Raw genomic sequence first — 21,513 nt, 5'->3', positions numbered from 1 at the left:
TGGCCAGCCAACCACTCATGCACTTGCGAGGACTTTATGGCCCGTTTCGAACTGCAAAAACTCTACATCGATGGCGCGTACAGCGATGCCAGCGGCGACGCCACTTTCGAAGCCATCAACCCTGCCAACGGTGAAGTCCTTGCCCAAGTGCAGCGTGCGACGTTCGAGGACGTCGAGCGCGCCGTGGTCAGCGCCGAAAAAGGCCAGAAGGTCTGGGCCGCCATGACCGCCATGCAGCGTTCGCGCATCCTGCGTCGCGCCGTGGACATCCTGCGCGAGCGCAACGATGAGTTGGCCGCCCTGGAAACCCTGGACACTGGCAAGGCCTACTCCGAAACCCGCTACGTCGACATCGTCACCGGCGCCGACGTGCTGGAATACTACGCCGGCCTGGTGCCAGCCATCGAAGGCGAGCAGGTTCCGCTGCGTACCACTTCATTCGTCTACACCCGTCGCGAGCCCCTGGGCGTGGTGGCCGGTATCGGCGCATGGAACTACCCGATCCAGATCGCCCTGTGGAAATCCGCCCCGGCCCTGGCAGCCGGTAACGCGATGATCTTCAAGCCGAGCGAAGTCACCTCGCTGACCACCCTGAAACTGGCCGAGATCTACACCGAGGCCGGCGTCCCAGCGGGCGTGTTCAACGTACTGACCGGCAGCGGCCGTGAAGTCGGCACCTGGCTGACCGAGCACCCGCGCATCGAGAAAATCTCCTTCACCGGTGGCACCGACACCGGCAAGAAGGTCATGGCCAGCGCCTCGAGCTCTTCGCTCAAGGACGTGACCATGGAACTGGGCGGCAAGTCGCCGCTGATCATCTTCGACGACGCCGACCTGGATCGCGCCGCCGACACCGCGATGATGGCCAACTTCTACAGCTCCGGCCAGGTCTGCACCAACGGCACCCGCGTGTTCGTGCCGAGCCACCTCAAGGCGGCCTTCGAAGCCAAGATCGCCGAGCGCGTGGCGCGCATCCGCATTGGCAACCCAGAGGACGAAAACACCAACTTCGGCCCGCTGGTGAGCTTCGCCCACATGGAAAGCGTGCTGGGCTATATCGAGAAAGGCAAAGCCGAAGGCGCGCGCCTGCTGTGCGGCGGCAGTCGCCTGACCGACGGCGAATTGGCCAAGGGCGCCTTTGTCGCCCCGACCGTGTTCACCGATTGCACCGACGAGATGACCATCGTGCGTGAAGAAATCTTCGGCCCGGTGATGAGCATCCTCACCTACGACACCGAAGAAGAAGTGATCCGCCGCGCCAACGACACCGACTTCGGCCTGGCCGCCGGCGTCGTCACCCGCGACCTGAACCGTGCCCACCGTGTGATCCACCAGCTCGAAGCCGGCATCTGCTGGATCAATGCCTGGGGTGAATCGGCGGCTGAAATGCCAGTCGGTGGCTACAAGCAATCGGGCGTGGGCCGGGAGAATGGCATCAGCTCGCTGAACAACTTCACCCGCATCAAATCGGTACAGGTCGAGCTGGGCGATTACACGTCGGTGTTCTGATCTGACACCGAGCCTGAGGCCGGGGCCTTTTGTGGCAAGGGGGCTTGCTCCCGCTGGGCTCTGTAGGAGCTGGCGAAGCCTGCGATCTTTTGATCTTTTGATCTTTTGATCTTTTGATCTTTTGATCTTTTGATCTTTTGATCTTTTGATCTTTTGATCTTTTGATCTTTTGATCTTTTGATCTTTTGATCTTTTGATCTTTTGATCTTTCGCTTGAGATTCAAGTGTCTTTGGAAAGATCGCAGCCTCGTTGCACTCGACAGCTCCTACACAGCTCCTACACAGCTCCTACACAGCTCCTACACAGCTCGTATACAGCTCCTACACAGATCGTATACAGCTCGTATACAGACCGCGGCCTGAACCCAATTCAAAAAGAGGGTGCATTTCATGTCCCAAACATTCGATTACATCATCATCGGCGCCGGTTCGGCCGGTAACACCCTGGCCACCCGCCTGACCGAAGACGAAGGCGTCACCGTCCTGCTGCTCGAAGCCGGCGGCCCGGACTATCGCCTGGACTTCCGCACGCAAATGCCCGCTGCCCTGGCGTTCCCGCTGCAAGGCCGGCGCTACAACTGGGCCTACGAGACCGACCCGGAGCCGCACATGAACGGTCGCCGCATGGAGTGCGGTCGCGGCAAGGGCCTGGGCGGTTCTTCGCTGATCAACGGCATGTGCTACATCCGCGGCAACGCCCTGGACTATGACAACTGGGCCAAGCTGCCGGGCCTGGAAGACTGGACCTACCTGGACTGCCTGCCATATTTCCGCAAAGCCGAAACCCGCGACATCGGCCCGAACGATTACCACGGCGGCGACGGCCCGGTCAGCGTGACCACGCCCAAGGCCGGCAACAACCCGCTGTTCCATGCCATGGTCGAAGCTGGCGTGCAGGCCGGTTACCCGCGTACCGAAGACCTCAACGGCTACCAGCAGGAAGGCTTCGGCCCGATGGACCGTACCGTCACGCCCAATGGCCGTCGTGCCAGTACCGCGCGCGGATACCTGGACATCGCCAAGAAGCGTTCGACACTGACCATCGTCACCCACGCCCTGACCGACAAGATCATCTTCGAAGGCAAACGTGCGGTCGGCGTGCGTTACCTGGTGGGCGCCGCTGAAGAGCGCGTCGAAGCCCGGGCACGCAAGGAAGTGCTGCTGTGCTCCGGCGCCATCGCCTCGCCGCAGATCCTGCAACGCTCCGGCGTCGGCCCGGCTCAGTTGCTGGAAAGCCTCGACATCCCGGTGGTCCACGATCTGCCAGGCGTCGGTGAAAACCTGCAGGATCACTTGGAGCTGTACCTGCAATACGCCTGCACCCAGCCGGTTTCGCTGTACCCGTCGCTGCTCTGGTACAACCAGCCAGCCATCGGCGCCGAATGGCTGTTCAACGGCACCGGCATCGGCGCCAGCAACCAATTCGAGGCCGGCGGTTTCATCCGCACCCGTCCGGATTTCGATTGGCCGAACATCCAGTACCACTTCCTGCCGGTGGCGATTAACTACAACGGCAGCAACGGCGTGAAGGAACACGGTTTCCAGGCACACATGGGCTCCATGCGCTCGCCAAGCCGCGGCCGGATCCAGGCCAAGTCCAAGGACCCACGCCAGCACCCGAGCATTCTGTTCAACTACATGGCGACCGAGCAGGACTGGCAGGAATTTCGCGACGGCATCCGCCTGACCCGCGAGATCATGCAGCAGCCGGCGCTCGATCCGTTCCGTGGCCGCGAGATCAGCCCAGGCATCGAAGTGCAGACGGACGAGCAGTTGGACCAGTTCATCCGCGAACACGCCGAAACCGCCTTCCACCCGTCCTGCTCGTGCAAGATGGGCACCGACGACATGGCGGTGGTGGACGGCGAAGGCCGCGTGCATGGCATGCAAGGGTTGCGCGTGGTGGATGCTTCGATCATGCCGATCATCACCACCGGCAACCTGAACGCGCCAACGATCATGATGGCCGAGAAAATCGCCGACAAGATCCGCGGTCGCAAGCCGCTGCCACGTAGCACCGCCCCGTACTTCGTGGCCGGCGACGCGCCAGTGCGTGGCAAGCCACTGCGGGAAGTCGGGCCTAGCGCCCAGTAAGGCCCAGGAGCGCCATCGCGAGCCTGCTCGCGATGGCGTCCAACCTGACCCCAAACTTCCATCTACCTTGATCCCTCCCCCGCCCAGGCCTAATCTAGAGCCGCCGCGTCAATGCACCGCACCTCGCTGCACCGCCACTCCATACAAGGAGGTTCCATGTTCGACTTCCACCCCCAGCTCAAGCAGCGTTTTGCTGCCCTGCGCACGGGCGCTGAATTCTTTTCCCTGCGTTACGTGCGCGAATCCGGCCAGCATTTGTCGGTGCGCAAGAATGTCGCCGAACCGCCCAGCCTGGGCCGTGATGAAGGGGCGATGCTCACCGTGCGGGTCAACGGGGTCGAGGCGTATGCCGCCACCAACGACCTGTCCCAGGCCGGCCTGCAAGCGGCGCTGGAGCGTGCCGAGCAACACGCGCGCGGGCTCAAGCCCCATGCCCTGTTGGACCTGCGCGAGCATACGGTGTCCAGCGACCGTGCCGATTACTTCTCGCCGCATTTCGACCAGGCCTTCCCACCACTGAGCGATTGCTACCAATTGCTCGGCGACGAGTCAGCCGCGGTGCCCCAGGACGAACGCCTGGTGAACTGGCAAGCCAGCATCGGCCTGACCCAGGTCGAGCAGATCTACCTCAACAGTGCCGGCGCTGAACTGCGCCAGGCCCAGCGCTTCATCTACCCGGCCCTGGAAGTCACCGCCTTCGACGGCCACGACAGCCAGACCCGCACCCTGGGTCGGGAAAACTTCGGCCAGCAAGGCGGCTTCGATGTGATCAGCCGCAGCGGCCTGATTGGCGCCGGGCTGAGAATTGCCGACCAGGCCCTGCAGTTGCTGCTGGCGCCGAACACGCCGCAAGGCCCCCGCGACCTGCTGCTGATGCCCGACCAGATGATGTTGCAGATCCACGAATCCATCGGTCACCCGCTGGAACTGGACCGCATCCTGGGGGACGAGCGCAATTACGCCGGCACCAGCTTCGTCAAGGCCAGCGATTTCGGCCACCTGCAATACGGCTCCAGCCTGTTGAACGTGACCTTCGACCCGGACATTCCCGAAGAACTGGCGAGCTACAGTCATGACGACGAAGGCAGCGCCGCCAGCAAACAATTCCTGATCCGCGAAGGCCTGTTGCTGCGCCCACTGGGCGGCGCACTGTCGCAGTTTCGCGCAGGCCTGGACGGCGTCGCCAACAGCCGCGCCTGCGGCTGGAACCGTCCGCCCATCGACCGCATGGCGAACCTGAACATCGAACCCGGCGACCAGTCCTTGGAACAACTGATCCAGGGCATCGAGCACGGCGTGTTGATGCGCACCAACCGCTCATGGTCCATCGACGACGCCCGCAACAAATTCCAGTTCGGCTGCGAGTGGGGCCAGTTGATCGAGAACGGCGAGCTCAAGGGCGTGGTGAAGAACCCCAACTACCGGGGTATTTCCGCGCAATTCTGGAAGAGCCTGCGCGCCGTGGGCGATGCCAGCACCTCCCGGGTCCTCGGCACGCCGAACTGTGGCAAGGGCGAACCGAACCAGGTCATCCGCGTCGGCCATGCGTCACCGGCGTGCGTGTTCAGCAACATTGATGTGTTTGGGGGAGATGCCTGATGAGCACCCTTAATAATGAGGCCGAGGCATTCAAGGTGTTGGTCGACTGGCTGCGCGCTGCCCTGCATGAGCAGGAACAGTTCACCTTGGGTTATGCCGCCGAGTCCTCGGCCTTCGTGCGCTTCAACCACGCCCTGGTGCGCCAGGCCGGGCAGGTGCAGCAGGCCAATGTCAGTTTCAAATTGATCGACGACGGACGCCATGCCGACTTGCAGATCACTTTGTCCGGCGACACCGAGAGCGACCTGCAACGTCTGTCCGAAGGCCTGCAACAGCTGCGCGACACCTTGCCGCTGCTGCCCCGCGATCCGTATCTGCTGCTCAACCACAACCACTGGCAGAGCTATAACGTGCAGGACCATCCACTGCCGGACACCGAACAGGCCGTGGCTGAAATTACCCGTGCCGCCAAAGGCCTGGACCTGGTGGGATTCTATGCGGCCGGGCCCATCAGCCGAGGTTTCGCCAGTTCTTCGGGAGCGTTTGGCTGGCATCAGGCCAACAGCTTCAACTTCGATTTCAGCCTGTTCCATGAAAACGGCCAGGCCGTGAAAGCCAGTTACGCCGGGCATGCGTGGAGCAGCGAAGGATTCGCCCAGCGCTTCGAACAGGCCCGCGAGCAACTGGCATTCCTGGGCCGACCACTGCGCACGCTGCCGCCCGGCGAATACCGCGCCTACCTGGCGCCGGCCGCCCTGGAAGAGATCATGGGCATGCTCAGTTGGGGCGGGTTCTCGGCCCGGGCAATTGCCAGCAAGCAGAGCCCGCTGCAGAAGTTCTACGCCAACGAAGCAAGCTTGAGCCCCAACGTGTGGCTGAGCGAACAGGTCAGCGGCTCCTTGAGCCCAGCGTTTTCCGACGAAGGTTATCCCCGTGACGACCTGGGGCTGATCGCCAAGGGCACGGCCAATGCGCAGTTGATCAACTCCCGCAGCGCCGCCGAATACGGCCTCACCGCCAACGGCGCCAGCAGCTACGAATACCCCACGGCACTGGACATGCAGGGCGGGCAACTGGAGCACAACAATATCCTCGAACAACTCGGCACCGGCCTGTACATCAGCAACCTCTGGTACCTGAACTACTCGGACCAACCGGCCGCCCGCCTGACCGGCATGACCCGCTTCGCCACGTTCTGGGTCGAGAACGGCCAGATCGTAGCGCCGGTCAGCACCATGCGTTTCGACGACAGCGTCTACAGCTTGCTGGGCTCGCAACTCGAAGCCCTGACTCGAGAGCGGGAATTGCTGCTTTCGGCCAGTACCTACAGCCAGCGAGCCACGGCCTCGATGTTGTTGCCGGGGGCGCTGGTCAAGCGATTGACCTTGACGCTGTAAAAAAGCATCGCGGGCAAGCCTTGCTCCCACAGGATGTGCGCCGTACGTGTGGGAGCAAGGCTTGCCCGCGATGAAGCCAACAGACACCCGAACACAAACAAGAGGTCCCATGCCCAACCGTGCACCGCTCGACGCCGTCACCGCCCGCTGGCTTCCGTGGGTGGTGGCGATCGCCTTCTTCATGCAGTCCCTGGACGGGACCATCCTCAACACCGCCCTGCCCGCCATGGCCAGCGACCTGGCGGAAAACCCGCTGCGCATGCAGGGCGTGATCATTGCCTACATGCTCACCGTGGCGCTGCTGATCCCGGCCTCGGGCTGGATCGCCGACCGCTTCGGCACCAAGAAGATTTTCTTCGGGGCGATCCTGCTGTTCAGCTTCGGCTCGCTGCTGTGCGCCTTGTCCAGTTCGTTGAGCATGCTGATCGGCGCCCGGGTCATCCAGGGCCTGGGCGGAGCGCTGATGCTGCCGGTGGGCAGGCTGGTGGTGCTGCGGGCGTATCCGCGCTCGGAACTGGTGCGGATCATGGGCTTCATCACTATTCCCGGCCTGCTCGGCCCACTGATCGGCCCGACCATGGGTGGCTGGATGGTGGAGTACCTGACCTGGCACTGGATCTTCATCATCAACCTGCCGGTGGGCGTGATCGGTTGTTATGCCGTGTGGAAGTTCATCCCCGACCTGCGGGGCAGCGAACGCACGCGGTTCGATGGGCTGGGGTTCCTGCTGTTCGGCGCGGCGATGGTGCTGATCACCATCGCCATGGAAGGCCTGGGTGAACTGCACTTGCCGCACCTGCGCGTGATGTTGCTGCTGTTCGGCGGCATGGCCTGCCTGGCGGCCTATTGGCTGCGGGCCGGGCATGTCGAGAACGCGCTGTTCCCACCGTCACTGTTCAAGACCCGGACCTTCGCCGTGGGTATTCTTGGCAACCTGTTCGCGCGCCTGGGCAGCGGCGCCCTGCCGTTCCTGGTGCCGTTGCTGCTGCAAGTCGCCCTGGGCTATTCACCGTCCCAGGCCGGGATGAGCATGCTGCCCCTGGCGGCGGCGGCCATGGTCGCCAAGTCCGTGGCCCGACCGTTGATCGAGCGCTTCGGCTACCGCACCGTGTTGACCGGCAACACCCTGGCCCTGGGCCTGATGCTGGCGAGCATGGGCCTGGTCAACGAGCAGACGCCGTACTGGCTGCTGCTGGCGCAACTGGCGGTGCTGGGGGCGATCAACTCGCTGCAATTCACGGCGATGAACACCGTGACCCTGATCGACCTGGACGACGCGAGCGCCAGCAGCGGCAACAGCCTGCTGTCGGTGGTGGCGCAACTGTCCCTGAGCCTTGGTGTGGCCTGCGCAGGTGCCTTGCTCGGCGGCTTTACCGCCCAGGTGGGCAATGATGGGGTGGAGACAGTGCTGGGCGCGTTCCAACTGACCTTCGTGACGGTGGGAGTCATGGCGATGCTGGCGGCGACGATTTTTTCCCAGTTATCGAAACAGGATGGACGGCGGGTCAAGCGACCGGATGAGCATATCGAGCATTAATTGGAGGCCCCCCCGCTGGAGCGTAGGAGCTGTGTAGGAGCTATGTAGGAACTGTGTAGGAGCTGTCGAGTGCAACGAGGCTGCGATCTTTCCCCAGCCACTTGAATCTCAAGCGAAAGATCAAAAGATCAAAAGATCAAAAGATCAAAAGATCAAAAGATCAAAAGATCGCAGGCTTCGCCAGCGCCTACAGAGCCCAGCGCGAGCAAGCTCCCTCGCCACATGTTCTGCGGTTTGGCCCTCACAGCTCGTCCAGAACTTTCGAAGAAAATGGCACGGGGCTGCTACACTGCGCGACATTTTGTTTTGCAGGCCAGTCCCGTGACCACCATTGCCACCGCTTTTAATACTTTGCCGCTGTCCGCCGCCATGCTGGCTAACCTCGAATCACTCGGTTATGCCCAGATGACGCCGATCCAGGCGCAAAGCTTGCCGGTGATCCTCAAGGGCATGGACCTGATCGCCCAGGCCAAGACCGGCAGCGGCAAGACCGCCGCCTTCGGCATCGGCCTGCTGAACCCGATCAACCCGCGTTTCTTCGGCTGCCAGGCCCTGGTGATGTGCCCGACCCGTGAGCTGGCCGACCAGGTCGCCAAGGAAATCCGTCGCCTGGCCCGCGCCGAAGACAACATCAAGGTCCTGACCCTGTGCGGCGGCGTGTCCTTCGGCCCGCAGATCGCCTCCCTCGAACACGGCGCCCACATCATCGTCGGCACGCCAGGACGCATCCAGCAGCACCTGCGCAAGGGCTCGCTGGTGCTGGATGGCCTCAACACGCTGATCCTCGACGAAGCCGATCGCATGCTCGACATGGGTTTCTACGACGCCATCGAAGACATCATCCAGCAGACCCCGGAACGCCGCCAGACGCTGCTGTTCTCCGCCACCTACCCGGTAGGCATCAAGCAACTGTCGTCCAAGTTCATGCGTAACCCGCAGCAAGTGAAGGCCGAGGCGTTCCACTCCGACGCGCAGATCGAACAGCGCTTCTACGAGATCTCCCCCGAGGAGCGTATGGACGCAGTGGTCAAGGTGCTGGCGCATTTCCGCCCGGCTTCCTGCGTGGCGTTCTGCTTCACCAAGCAGCAGGTCCAGGAAACCGTCGACCACCTGACGTCCAAAGGCATCTCGGCCGTCGGCCTGCACGGCGACCTGGAACAGCGCGACCGTGACCAGGTGCTGGCCATGTTTGCCAACCGCAGCACCTCGGTGCTGGTGGCCACCGATGTGGCGGCCCGCGGCCTGGACATCGATGCACTGGACATGGTGATCAACGTCGAACTGGCCCGGGACTCGGAAATCCACATCCACCGCGTCGGCCGCACCGGCCGCGCCGGCGAGAAAGGCATCGCCATCAGCCTGGTGGCACCGTCCGAAGCCCACCGTGCCCAGGCCATCGAGCAACTGCAGAAGTCGCCTTTGAGCTGGGACCAACTGGACAACCTCAAGCCCCAGGGCGGCGGCCCGCTGTTGCCGGCCATGAGCACCCTGTGCATCGGCGCCGGGCGCAAGGACAAGGTCCGTCCCGGCGACATCCTCGGTGCCCTGACTGGCGAAGCCGGCATTCCCGGTGCCCAGGTCGGCAAGATCGCGATCTTCGATTTCCAGGCCTATGTAGCCGTGGAGCGAGGGATCGCCAAACAGGCCCTGCAACGCCTGAACGATGGCAAGATCAAGGGCCGCTCGTTGCGGGTGCGGATCCTCTGACGGCGGTTGATTCACCCTGTGGCGAGGGAGCTTGCTCCCGCTGGGCTCTGTAGGAGCTGGCGAAGCCTGCGATCTTTTGATCTTTTGATCTTTTGATCTTTCGCTTGGGATTCAAGTGGCTGGGGAAAGATCGCAGCCTCGTTTCACTCGACAGCTCCTACACAGCGCCTACGGGAGCGCCTCAGCGGGAGCAAGCTCCCTCGGCATAAAAGCTCCCTACCTATCCAAACTTGAGGACACCGTTTTGCGCTCTACCGAAGTCGTGATCATTGGCGCTGGCGCCGCAGGGTTGATGTGCGCGCTGACCGCGGCCGCGCGCGGGCGGCAGGTGATGTTGCTGGACCACGCCAACAAGGCCGGCAAGAAAATCCTCATGTCGGGCGGTGGACGCTGCAATTTCACCAACATGTACACCGAGCCGGGCAATTTCCTTTCGCAGAACCCGCACTTCTGCAAATCGGCCCTGGCCCGCTATACCCAATGGGATTTCATCGCCCTGGTGGCCAAGCACGGCGTGCCCTATCACGAGAAAAAGCTCGGCCAGTTGTTCTGCGATAACAAGTCCAGCGACATCCTTGGCCTGCTGCTGGAGGAATGCGACCAGGCCGGCGTCAGCCTGCACCTGGACACCTCGATCACGCAGATCGAAAAAACCGACGGCGGCTACCTGTTGCAAACCACCCTCGGCGCCATCGCCTGCCAATCCCTGGTGATCGCCACGGGCGGGCTGTCGATCCCGACCCTGGGGGCGACCGGTTTTGGTTATCAGGTGGCAAAACAGTTTGGCCATGAACTGCTGCCGACCCGCGCCGGCCTGGTGCCGTTCACCATCACCGATCAGCTCAAGACCCTCTGCACCGAACTGTCGGGCACGTCGGTGGATTGCCTGGTGAGCTGCAACGACCAGAGCTTTCGCGAGAACATCCTGTTCACCCACCGCGGTCTGAGCGGCCCGGCGATCCTGCAGATTTCCTCGTTCTGGGCGCCAGGGGACACGGTGCAGATCAACCTGTTGCCCGACCACGACGTGCCGCAATGGCTGCAACAGCAACAGGCCGAACGCCCCAACAGCGAACTCAAGACGTTGCTGGGCGAGTTGTTCACCAAGAAAATGGCCAACCTGCTGGCGGACACCTGGTTCGTCTCCAAACCCATGAAGCAATACACCCACGCGGAACTGGCGGACATAGCCGAGAAACTGGCGAGCTGGAACGTCATCCCCGCCGGCACCGAAGGCTACCGCACTGCCGAAGTCACCCTGGGCGGCGTCGATACCCGGGAAGTCTCGTCCAAGACCATGGAATCGCTGAAAAGCCCCGGCCTGTATTTCATCGGCGAAGTGCTGGACGTCACCGGACACCTGGGCGGGTTCAACTTCCAGTGGGCGTGGGCATCAGGGTATGCGGCGGCGCAGTACGTCTGAGCCCCATCTATGCTGAGCCTGCTTTTGTAGCAAGGGAGCTTGCTCCCGCTGGGCTCTGTAGGAGCTGGCGAAGCCTGCGATCTTTTGATCTTTCGCTTGAGACCCAAGTGTCTGGGGAAAGATCGCAGCCTCGTTGCACTCGACAGCTCCTACGGCCCAGCGGGAGCAAGCTCCCTCGCCACAGGGTAGAGATGTGTCCTTCGCATGCCGGAACACTTTTTGCTGTCAGATGTGATCGCCGCCATTGCGTCGGCGTCATTACTGCCTCAATTTAGCGTCATTGCCCGTCAGGCCCGTGTACTTCATGTCATCGACTTCGTTTAGCCAGTCTCTGCGTCGCCTTTGGGCGTTGGATAAGTTCAGTTATAGCGTGCGGGTCTTCATCGCCCTGACCGGCAGCATGGGGCTGTGCTGGTACCTGGACGAGATGGCGCTGCTGATTCCCTTGTTCCTGGGCATCATCGCCAGCGCCCTGGCCGAGACCGATGACACCTGGCAAGGCCGCCTCAACGCGCTGGCCGTGACCCTGGTGTGCTTCACCGTCGCGGCACTGTCGGTGGAATTGCTGTTCCCCTACCCCATCCTGTTCATCATCGCCCTGGCCCTGGCAGCCTTTGGCCTGACCATGCTTGGTGCCCTGGGCGAGCGTTATGGTGCGATTGCCTCGGCCACGTTGATTCTTTCGGTCTACACCATGATCGGCGTGGACCAGCGCGGTGGCGCGGTCACCGACTTCTGGCATGAACCGCTGCTGCTGGTGGCCGGTGCCGCGTGGTACGGCCTGCTCTCGGTGTTGTGGCAAGCGCTGTTTTCCAACCAACCGGTGCAACAAAGCCTGGCGCGGCTGTTTCGTGAGCTGGGCCGTTACCTGAAGCTCAAATCGTCGCTCCTGGAGCCGATCCGCCAACTGGACGTCGAAGCCCGACGCCTGGAACTGGCCCAACAGAATGGCCGAGTGGTCGCGGCGCTGAACGCGGCGAAAGAGATCATCCTGCACCGCGTGGGCAATGGCCGCCCCGGCTCGAAAGTCAGCCGCTACCTGAAACTGTACTTCCTGGCCCAGGACATTCACGAACGCGCCAGCTCTTCCCACTACCCCTACAACGCCCTGGCCGAGGCCTTCTTCCACAGCGACGTGCTGTTCCGCTGCCAGCGCCTGCTGCGCCAGCAAGGCAAGGCCTGCCAGGCACTGGCCGAGTCGATCCAGCTGCGCCAGCCGTTCGTCTACGACGACACCTTTGCCGAGGCCCTCAACGACCTGCACGCGTCCCTCGAACACCTGCGCATCCAAAGCAACCCGGCCTGGCGCGGCTTGCTGCGATCGCTGCGAGCCCTGTCGGCCAATCTTGCCACCATGGATCGCCTGCTCAGCGATGCCAGCAACCCCGACGCCCTGGCCGACGCCACCGATAGCAGCCTGCTCGACCGCTCGCCGCGCAACCTCAAGGATGTCTGGCTGCGCTTGCGCACCCAGCTCACGCCGACCTCGCTGCTGTTCCGTCATGCCCTGCGCCTGCCCCTGGCCCTGAGCGTGGGCTACGCCATGGTGCATCTGATCCACCCGTCCCAGGGTTATTGGATCATCCTCACCACGCTGTTCGTCTGCCAGCCCAACTACGGCGCCACCCGGCGCAAGCTCGGCCAGCGGATCATCGGCACCGCTATCGGCCTGACGGTGGCCTGGGCGCTGTTCGATCTGTTTCCCAACCCGCTGGTGCAATCGAGCTTCGCCATTGCCGCCGGGGTGGTGTTCTTTACCAACCGCACGACCCGCTACACCCTGGCGACAGCGGCGATCACCATCATGGTGCTGTTCTGCTTCAACCAGGTGGGCGACGGCTACGGGCTGCTGCTGCCGCGGCTGTTCGATACCCTGCTCGGCAGCCTGATCGCCGGGCTTGCGGTGTTCCTGTTCCTGCCCGACTGGCAGGGCCGCCGGCTGAACAAGGTGCTGGCCAATACGCTGACCTGCAACAGCATTTACCTGCGCCAGATCATGCAGCAGTACGCCGCCGGCAAAAGCGACGACCTGGCCTATCGCCTGGCCCGACGCAACGCCCACAACGCCGATGCCGCGCTGTCCACCACGCTGGCCAACATGCTGATGGAGCCGGGGCATTTCCGTAAGGAAGCCGATGTGGGGTTCCGCTTCCTGGTGTTGTCCCACACCCTGCTCAGTTACCTGTCTGGCCTGGGCGCCCACCGGGGCACCGAACTGCCGGCGCAGGTACGCGAACAACTGATCGATGGCGCGGGGGTGAAACTGGCGACGAGCATCGACGAAATCGCCCAGGGCCTGGCGAGTAAAACGCCGATTGTGGTCCAAAGCGACGAAGAGGAAGCCCTGGCCAATGAGCTTGAGCAGATGCCCGATGAAATCGACGAAGGACAGCGGTTGGTGCAGACGCAGTTGGGGTTGATCTGCCGGCAACTCGGTCCGTTGCGGACCTTGGCGGCGCATTTGATCAAGGACACCAGCGAGGCTTGAGGTTGTGGTGAATGGGCCGGCCCCTTCGCGAGCAAGCCCGCTCCCGCATTTGGAATGCGTACTCCTGTGGGAGCGAGCTTGCTCGCGATGAGGCCAGCCCGGGCACCCTACATCCCGTGAGCTTTCAATAACCGCGCATAACTCCCATCCGCCTTCATCGCAGCGATCTCCCGGTCAAACCCCGCCACGATCTGTTCATGCTCCGGGTTCTTCAGGCTGACCAGGATGTGCAGGCTGTTTTCACTCAACGCCTTCGGCAAAAATTCCACGGCATTACGCACCCTGGCGGATTCGCGGGCCAGGTAATAACGGGCAACGTACTCGTCTTCCAGGGTCAACTTCACGCGGTCGGCAGCCAGCATGCGCACCGCCATCGCGAAGTTGTGCACAGGGACTTTCTGCATTTGCAGGTCTTGGTCGAAGTCCTTGGAATAGGCGTAGCCCCGAACCACGGCGATGGGATAAGCACGCAGTTGTTGCAGGCTGTCGAACTGAATCGCTTCGCCCTTGCGCTTGAGGAAACGCACGCGGTTGAGCAGATACTCGGCCGAGAACTGGCCGATGTGAGTGCGTTCTTCGCTGTACCAGGCGTTGACCAGCACGTCATAGCGGCCCTCGCCGATGCCCAGCATCGCCCGGGCCCAGGGCACCTGTTCGAAGTCCGCGGCATAGCCGGCCCGGGCCAGGGCCGTGCTGACGATATCGGTGGCCAGGCCACCATTGATCAACGTGGAATCGGTAAAGGGCGGCCAGGCATCGGCGACCAGACGCAGCTTTTGCGCACAGGCCTCGTAGCTCAGCAACAGCAACCCGATCAATGCAAGAGCTCGATGCAATCGCGGCATGCCAAACATCCTTGACGGGTTCAAAGCCCGGTTTGTTTTTAGCCGAAACTCAACGGATATTCTCAGAGATCCGGTCCTAACATTAGCTCATTGGAACCGCTGCGCAGCGCTGTCACGAAGATTACACAAAGAAGACAACGCTGCGACAGGGGAATGATGGCATTTTGACCTTTATCGCAGATTTTCCAGTCGACCGAAAAAGAGACTTCCGGGCCAAGCACGCTTAAGATCGGCACCAGGTTCTTCAGGAAATTTTAAAAAATGGATATCGAGTGGGTCTGCAAACATCACAATGACCTGAGCAAGAAACAGCTGTATGCCATCCTCAAATTGCGTGCCGAAGTATTCGTTGTCGAGCAGAACTGCGCCTACCAGGATGTCGACGGCCTGGACCTTGAAGGCGACACTTGCCATCTGATGGCCTGGCAGGGCAACCACCTGGTGGCCTACCTGCGCTTGCTCGACCCGCACTCGCAAAACAGCGACGTGGTGATCGGGCGCGTAATCATCGCCCCGCAAGCACGCGGCCAAGGGCTGGGTCACACGCTGATGGAGCAAGCGCTCAAGCAGGCCGAGAAGCATTGGCCCGGTACGTCGATCTCATTGTCGGCCCAGGCGCATCTGCAGGGGTATTACGGACGGTATGGGTTTGAAGTGGTGGGCGTGGAATACCTGGAGGATGGGATTCCACACATCGGCATGCACCGGCCGTAGGAGCTGCCGTAGGAGCTGCCGTAGGCTGCGATCTTTTGATCTTGAGCTTGATCTTGAGCTTTCGTTTGAGATTCAAGCGTCTGGGGGAAAGATCGCAGCCTCGTTGCACTCGTCAGCTCCTACACAGCTCCTACACCGCTCCTACACAGCTCCTACGGGTACTCAAGCACCGCCTTGATCCGCGGCAAATTCCCTTCGATCCACCCCCGATCGATCGCTCCCCAATCGCGAATCCGATACCGCCCGGCATGATTGCGCGCGCCGTCCTCTTGCTCGAACTCACAAACGATATCCAGGTCGGCCAGCGCGGCGATGGTGTCCTGGGCGGTGCGCCGCGGCATGCCGGTGGCTTCGATGAGGGCCGGGACGTTGCTGGCGACGCCGCTGTCGATCAGGTAAGCCACGTACAGGCGACGGTAGAAGCTGCTCTTGGTCTTGCTGACGTCCATTCGGTCATTCCTTGTGGGGTTGCAGGTCCCGCCAGGTCAGGTACACCCGCAGGTCGAATTCCAACTGGTGATAGCCCGGCAGCATGTGCTCGCAGAGTTGGTAGAACGCCTTGTTGTGGTCCGACTCCTTGAAGTGCGCCAGCTCGTGCACCACGATCATGTTCAGGAACTGCGGCGCCGCGTCCTTGAACAGGGCCGCGATGCGGATTTCCTTCTTGGCCTTGAGCTTCCCGCCCTGCACCCGCGACACCGCGGTATGCAGGCCGAGGGCGCGGTGGGTCAGGTCCAGGCGACTGTCGAACAACACCTTGTCGATGGCCGGCGCGTTACGCAGGTATTGCTGCTTGAGGTCCAGCGCATAACCGTACAGGGCCTTGTCGCTCTGGATCGAATGCCGGCCCGGATAGCGCTGTTGCAGGTAATCGCCCAGTCGGTCCTGGGCGATCAATTGCTGCACTTGGGCTTGCAGGGCGGCGGGGTAGGCCTGGAGGTATTTGAGCGCGGTCATCAAGGGGCAACACAGTCACAAGAGGCCGCCAGTGTAGCGAATTCAAGCCTGCACCGCGCTCCAGTCGAACGGCGTGGCAAAGGCATCGGTGTCTTCGGCCATCAAGGGCCGCGCCACGAGGAAGCCCTGCACGTACTCACAGCCATGGGCCTGCAGCCACTGATATTGCTCGTGGGTTTCCACCCCTTCGGCAATCACCCGCAAGCCCAGTTGCGTACACAGGTCGATTACCGAGGCGGCCAACGCGGCATCCCGGGGCGACCCTGGCAGGCGGGCGATCAGGTGCCGGTCGAGCTTGAGAGTGTCGAGTTCAAGGTCGCGCAGATGCGTCAGAGAACAAGGCCCCGAACCAAAGTCATCCAATGCCACCCGCACTCCGAGGTGACGCAGCAGGCGCAATTGCTTTTGGGTTTCATCGGGATTGCGCATCAGCGCATCTTCGGTCACCTCGACCTCCAACTGCCTGGGCTTCAAGGCATGGCGCTCCAGGACCTGGCGTAACTCGGTCACCAGGTTGGGCATGCCGAACTGGGTGCTACTCAGGCTCACCCCCAACACCAGGTCGTCAGCGAACAACCGTTCCCAGACTTTGCGCTGAGCCGCGCTGCGATGATAAATCCAGCTGCCCAGGCGACTGATCAACCGCGCCTCTTCCAGCAAGGGCAGGAACAGGCCCGGCGGAACATCGCCAACGCTGGGGTGCTGCCAGCGCAACAGCGCCTCGAAGCCGCGGATCCGCCCATCGTTAATGCTCACCTGCGGTTGATAGACCATATTGAAATCGCGGTTCTCGATGGCCGAGCGCACGCTTTCTTCCAGCATCAGCCGTGAACGGGCTCGACCGTTCATTTCATGATCGTAAAAACGGTATTGCTGGCGGCCGGCACGCTTGGCTTCGTACATGGCGATGTCGGATGCCCGCAGCAACCCATCGAGATTGGCGCCGCAATCGGGGTACGTCGCGATGCCGATGCTGGCCCCCAATGCCACGTCCATGCCTTCGATCTGCTGGCAGATCGCGACGCGCTCGATGAGTTTCTCGGCGATCTTGGCCGCCTGCTCGGGAAACTCCAGGTCCAGCAGCGCCGTGAACTCATCCCCGCCCAGCCGCGCCAGGATATCGAATGGCCGCAGGCACGCCTTCAACTGCTCCGACACCCAGCGCAATACCCGGTCCCCGGCATCGTGTCCCAGCAAGTCATTGACCCGCTTGAAGCCGTCGAGGTCCAGGTACAGCAACACCCAGTTGCTTTCCAGTCGCTCGCTGCGCATCAACAGGTTTTCCGCCGTCTGGTAGAACCCCCGGCGGTTGAGCAAGCCGGTCAACGGGTCCGTGACAGCCTGGTATTCGAGTTGTTGGTGCAAGTGGCGAACCACCGACATGTCCTGGAGCGTCACCACCATCGCCTTCTGCTCCGAGGGCAGCGGCGCACAGGACAAGGCCACCGACACCTGCTGGCCGGGCGCCGTGCGCAGGACCGCGTCATGCAAGCGCCAGGTTTCACCCCGACGATAGGCATTGTGGATATCGGAATCGACCCACTCGGGAATGTGCGGTTTCTGCAGGAAATCCAGGAACGGCATGCCCTGCAACTGCTTGGCGGTAGCATTGAGCAAGCGGCAGGTGGAGGGGTTGGCGAAGCGGATACACCCATGCTCATCCACCACCAGGATGCCTTCGGCGGCGTTGTCCAGCACCGAGGCATTGAAAGCCCTGGCTGCTTCGAGATCCTGGCTCAGGCGCTGCAAGGCCCGGCGATTGCGCTGGTGCTCGAGCAGCGCCTGGACCTTAGGCTTGAGGATCTGCGGATCGAAGGGCTTGAACAGGTAATCCACGGCGCCACTGGCATAACCCTTGATGACTGCATCCTGGGATTGCTCGTTGGCCGTCAGGAAAATGATCGGCGTGAGCCGCGTGCGCTGGCTGCCACGCATCAGGCGCGCCACTTCGAAACCGTCCATCTCGGGCATCTGCACATCCAGCAGAACCAGGTCGATATCGTGTTCGAGCAACAGGTTGAGCGCCTCGACCCCCGAGGACGCGGTCATGACTTGCCAATCCTGACGCTGCAACAAGGCTCGCATGCTGAGCAGGTTTTCAGGGTAATCATCAACAATCAAAAGGACAGAGCTGTCTTCGCCGAGCGTTGGTTGCGCGCATTCCATGCTGCTTCTCTTATCGGGCGCCACGTCCGTTTTTACGTAGCAAAGCGGACAAATACTGTCCCCTCACTCTAGACCGGGATTATGAAAAGCAGTAGGTGTCAACGCGCCATCATCCGGGCAAAGCCCGAAATAGCCGACTAACGGTCACCCTCATCGGGCACAGAAACTGCAACGACACCCTCGACGAACATTTGACGTCAAACATCCGCCGAACGGTTAACAAGAAAAGCCCCTGTCCAGCGTTCCAAAACGCTTCAAAAGGGCGGTTTAAAGCCTCCCGCTACGGCATAAACGTTTACATCTCGATACGCAGGACCTGGACATGATTGATCTCGCAACCTGGAACTTGAGCATCCCCGAGGGCAGCCCGGCGATGACCATCGAAACCCCTCGGCTGGTCCAGGGGTTCAAGGACCAATATTTCAACGCAGAAACCGGCACCGTATTCTTCTGGGCACCGGTGACCGGCACCAAGACGGCCAACGCCAGTTACCCGCGCAGCGAACTGCGCGAAACCTACGCTGACGGCACCCTGCGCAATTGGCTTTACCCTGCGGCGGACAATTCCCTGCGCGCGATCGTGACCGTCAATCAGGTGCCTAGTACTGGCAAGATCGTGATCGGCCAGATTCACGCCAAGGACAGCACCAGGCCGATGGTGAAACTGGAGTACCAGTACAAAACCTACAGCTCTACCGGAAATATCGTTGCCAAGGTGCGCATGCGTCCTGACGACGCGACGGGCCAGGTCATCACTATTGCCACGGGCGTGACTCTCAACCGCAGTTTCTCTTACATGATTCATTTGAGCCCGAAGGGTGCGCTGGGCATCACCGCGGCGGGTTACAACTGGCGAACCTCCGTTGATCCGAGCTGGAAAGTCAAACCGCTCTATTTCAAGGCCGGCGTGTACGTGCAGGACAATACCGGCTATGTCACCGAAGGTGGGAAAGCGACGTTCAGCCTGCTGGAAATCAAACACACCACCCGTTGAATACCGCTCGACTTCGAAGGCATCCGTTTTCCGGATGCCTTTTTTTTGTCCGCGTAAGGTGAAAGAGCCAAATGGCCATCGCCCAATTGTTCCGAGAAAATCCTGGCTAGCCGACCAACGGTTATCTGTCTCGGGCACAAAAGCGGCAAACGCAACTCTGACGGACTGTTGACGCCAGCCCTCCGCCAGACGAATGTGCCAAACATTCGCCTGCGCTCCCTTCTGGCCTCAGCAAAAGCGCGTCTTAGAGCCTTCGGCTGTGGCGTAAATCATTTCTTCTTCTCAGAAAGGATCCGAACATGGTCGATCTTGCAACCTGGAACCTGAGCATCCCCGAAGGCAGCCCGCCGAAAACCATTGAAACGCCTCGGCTGGTGGATGGGTTCAAGGATAAATATTTCAACTCCGAAGGCAGCACGGTGTATTTCTGGTCACCGGTGACCGGCACCAAGACTGAAAACGCGATCTACCCACGCAGCGAATTGCGCGAGACCTACAAGGACGGCACTTTGCGCAACTGGGTCTATCCCGACGCCGACAATCAGCTACGGGCAAAACTCGTTGTCAATCAAGTGCCCAGCAGCGGCAAGATCGTGATTGGTCAGATCCATGCCAAGGACAGCAGCAAGCCCATGGTCAAACTGGAATACCAATACAAGGACGCCAGCGCCACCGGGAACATCGTCGCCAAGGTCCGCATGCGCCCCGATGACAGCGAAGGCAGGGTCATTACCGTTGCCACGGGGGTGAAGCTGAACCGGTCCTTCTCTTACCGGATCCACCTGGATCGTACTGGCGACCTGGGCATCACCGCAGCCGGTCATAGTTGGTACACCACCGTTGGCCGTGCCTGGCGCGACAAGCCGCTGTACTTCAAGGCTGGGGTGTATGTGCAGGACAACACCGGCTACACCAGTGAAGGTGGGAAAGTGACGTTCAGCGTGTTGGATATCGATCACAACACCTGAAATTTCACTTCCGATAATCTCGTAGGAAACCCCCTCTTGTGGCGAGGGGATTTATCCCCGCTGGGCTGCGAAGCAGCCCCTCTTTTCGTCAGACCTACCGCATGTGCCGACTTTACGGCGGCTGCGCCCTCGAGCGGGAGCGAGCGCCCTCGCCACCGGGGGGGGCGGTGCGTCCTACACGTCGATTTTGATCTCGAAAATCTCCTCTATAGTTCGGCTTGTCTGCTGGCTTTGGTCAGTGGGCAAGGGTTTCGCAGCCCACTGACAGAACAGAGACTTTGCACCGTCAAATGAAAATTCAGGCAAACTCGCCTGCGTTCATTTTATGGCGGTTGCGCGCGGGAGACCTTCGGGTCTGCCGGGTTTGGTCTCTATCTCGGTCTGCGAACCCGCGCGCAACTGCCACCCATTTGTTTCGCAGCAAGAAGGTGGCGATCAATTTTTATTAATAGAGCCCAAACCTTATGACGACGACTCAATCACTTAGCCGCTTCACCCCTCTTACTCCAATCGCCACCACCCAACCTGTGCTGTTCATCGACAAAACCGCCCCGCTAACAGAGCTTCACGCCTGCGCCAGCGAACGCCTACACGCCACCCTCGACTACCTGACACTCATGGCCTGCGCCACCCTGCGCGATTCGGCCGCCAGCGACTTCAATACCCTCACCAATGTTGCCCGGATCCTGGTTCAGGATGTCACCGATGTGTTCGGCGTCATTGAGCAGCGTGGGCTTGAAGAAGAATAAATATTGCGGGCATATCCATTGCTGCGGTAACGGCTGCTTAGGGTTCCGCCCTTACGGCGGCTCACTTTTGAAGAGCGCAAAAGTAAGCAAAACGCTACATGCCCCACCACTCGGCACCTCGCCTAGGCTCGGTGTGCCCGAACGAAGGCATTGCTCCGTGGGCCCGCCGCGAAGGGCCATCCATGGCCCAGCGCGGCTATCCCGGCATCCATGCCGGGATGCCCACTCCACAATGCCTGCGTTCGGCCAGCGTGGTTAACGGGGCGCCGAGATCAACGTCCACCGCGAGGCGGCCTTATAGCCGGCCTGGCTCTCCCGGTCGTACACCCATCAAATCTGTTTAAGCAGGACCTGTGGGAGCAAAGCTTGCTCGCGAGGCGGCCTGACAGCCGACCTGGTTCTCCGGGTCGTACACCCATCAGATCA

At 61.5% G+C, this 21,513-nt stretch carries 16 protein-coding genes; 12 read left to right on the top strand and 4 right to left on the bottom strand.

Going from position 1 to position 21,513, the window contains the following annotated elements; genetic code table 11:
• Nucleotides 1-36 precede the first annotated feature (36 nt).
• The 8 genes from betB to yccS all read left to right on the top strand — a co-directional run bounded on the left by betB (nt 37) and on the right by yccS (nt 13,694).
• On the top strand, nt 37-1,509 hold the full coding sequence (betB, locus tag AC09SL_RS20675; protein WP_003206360.1) for a betaine-aldehyde dehydrogenase: 1,473 nt from the start codon (nt 37-39) through the stop codon (nt 1,507-1,509).
• Nucleotides 1,510-1,899: 390 nt separating this feature from the next.
• Entirely contained in the window at nt 1,900-3,603 is a 1,704-nt protein-coding gene (gene betA, locus AC09SL_RS20670) for a choline dehydrogenase (protein ID WP_058545460.1), read from the top strand.
• 156 nt (nt 3,604-3,759) lie between these two features.
• Nucleotides 3,760-5,202, top strand: a complete 1,443-nt coding sequence (locus tag AC09SL_RS20665) for a TldD/PmbA family protein (RefSeq protein ID WP_064106878.1) — start codon at nt 3,760-3,762, stop codon at nt 5,200-5,202.
• Nucleotides 5,202-6,539 (top strand): TldD/PmbA family protein, encoded by a 1,338-nt coding sequence (locus tag AC09SL_RS20660; RefSeq protein WP_058546326.1) that lies wholly within the window; start codon nt 5,202-5,204, stop codon nt 6,537-6,539. The genes AC09SL_RS20665 and AC09SL_RS20660 overlap by 1 nt, the downstream gene beginning before the upstream one ends.
• 70 nt (nt 6,540-6,609) lie before the next feature.
• A complete protein-coding gene (mdtD, locus tag AC09SL_RS20655; RefSeq protein WP_116643671.1) occupies nt 6,610-8,076 on the top strand; it encodes a multidrug transporter subunit MdtD in 1,467 nt (488 codons plus the stop codon).
• A 369-nt stretch (nt 8,077-8,445) separates the two neighbouring features.
• Nucleotides 8,446-9,783 carry an ATP-dependent RNA helicase DbpA gene (gene dbpA, locus AC09SL_RS20650; RefSeq protein WP_230149652.1) on the top strand — a complete coding sequence of 446 codons (1,338 nt, stop codon included), beginning with the start codon at nt 8,446-8,448 and terminating at the stop codon, nt 9,781-9,783.
• Between the two features lie 244 nt (nt 9,784-10,027).
• A complete protein-coding gene (locus tag AC09SL_RS20645; RefSeq protein ID WP_064106880.1) occupies nt 10,028-11,206 on the top strand; it encodes a BaiN/RdsA family NAD(P)/FAD-dependent oxidoreductase in 1,179 nt (392 codons plus the stop codon).
• Between the two features lie 304 nt (nt 11,207-11,510).
• Nucleotides 11,511-13,694, top strand: coding sequence for a YccS family putative transporter (yccS, locus tag AC09SL_RS20640; protein ID WP_058544061.1), 2,184 nt, complete (start codon nt 11,511-11,513; stop codon nt 13,692-13,694).
• A 107-nt stretch (nt 13,695-13,801) separates the two neighbouring features.
• Here yccS and AC09SL_RS20635 read toward each other — a convergent pair whose 3' ends face one another.
• A complete protein-coding gene (locus AC09SL_RS20635; protein WP_058544060.1) occupies nt 13,802-14,539 on the bottom strand; it encodes a substrate-binding periplasmic protein in 738 nt (245 codons plus the stop codon).
• Between the two features lie 261 nt (nt 14,540-14,800).
• Between AC09SL_RS20635 and AC09SL_RS20630 the strand changes: the two genes are divergently transcribed.
• Nucleotides 14,801-15,253, top strand: a complete 453-nt coding sequence (locus AC09SL_RS20630) for a GNAT family N-acetyltransferase (RefSeq protein ID WP_058544059.1) — start codon at nt 14,801-14,803, stop codon at nt 15,251-15,253.
• A 152-nt stretch (nt 15,254-15,405) separates the two neighbouring features.
• Here the strand turns inward: AC09SL_RS20630 and AC09SL_RS20625 are convergent, their stop codons facing one another.
• From AC09SL_RS20625 to AC09SL_RS20615, 3 genes are read right to left on the bottom strand one after another with little or no spacing between them, the layout of a single operon-like run.
• A complete protein-coding gene (locus AC09SL_RS20625) occupies nt 15,406-15,702 on the bottom strand; it encodes a winged helix-turn-helix domain-containing protein (protein WP_058544058.1) in 297 nt (98 codons plus the stop codon).
• A gap of 4 nt (nt 15,703-15,706) precedes the next feature.
• Complete coding sequence (locus tag AC09SL_RS20620) at nt 15,707-16,210, bottom strand: M48 metallopeptidase family protein (protein WP_058544057.1); 504 nt, start codon at nt 16,208-16,210, stop codon at nt 15,707-15,709.
• A gap of 42 nt (nt 16,211-16,252) precedes the next feature.
• Nucleotides 16,253-18,376 carry a putative bifunctional diguanylate cyclase/phosphodiesterase gene (locus AC09SL_RS20615; protein ID WP_058544056.1) on the bottom strand — a complete coding sequence of 708 codons (2,124 nt, stop codon included), beginning with the start codon at nt 18,374-18,376 and terminating at the stop codon, nt 16,253-16,255.
• 322 nt (nt 18,377-18,698) lie between these two features.
• On the opposite strand from AC09SL_RS20615, the gene AC09SL_RS20610 reads away from it, so the two are divergent.
• From AC09SL_RS20610 to AC09SL_RS20600, 3 genes are all read left to right on the top strand, one after another.
• Nucleotides 18,699-19,370 (top strand): polysaccharide lyase family 7 protein, encoded by a 672-nt coding sequence (locus AC09SL_RS20610; RefSeq protein WP_058544055.1) that lies wholly within the window; start codon nt 18,699-18,701, stop codon nt 19,368-19,370.
• A 299-nt stretch (nt 19,371-19,669) separates the two neighbouring features.
• Complete coding sequence (locus AC09SL_RS20605; RefSeq protein ID WP_058544054.1) at nt 19,670-20,338, top strand: polysaccharide lyase family 7 protein; 669 nt, start codon at nt 19,670-19,672, stop codon at nt 20,336-20,338.
• 464 nt (nt 20,339-20,802) lie between these two features.
• Nucleotides 20,803-21,087: a hypothetical protein gene (locus tag AC09SL_RS20600; protein WP_058544053.1), complete on the top strand. Its 285-nt coding sequence runs from the start codon at nt 20,803-20,805 to the stop codon at nt 21,085-21,087.
• The last annotated feature ends 426 nt before the right edge of the window (nt 21,088-21,513 follow it).

This window comes from Pseudomonas sp. PF05, from assembly GCF_056521845.1.
The sequence above is the reverse complement of the archived record's forward strand: the minus strand, read 5'-3'. Positions and strand labels throughout refer to the sequence as shown.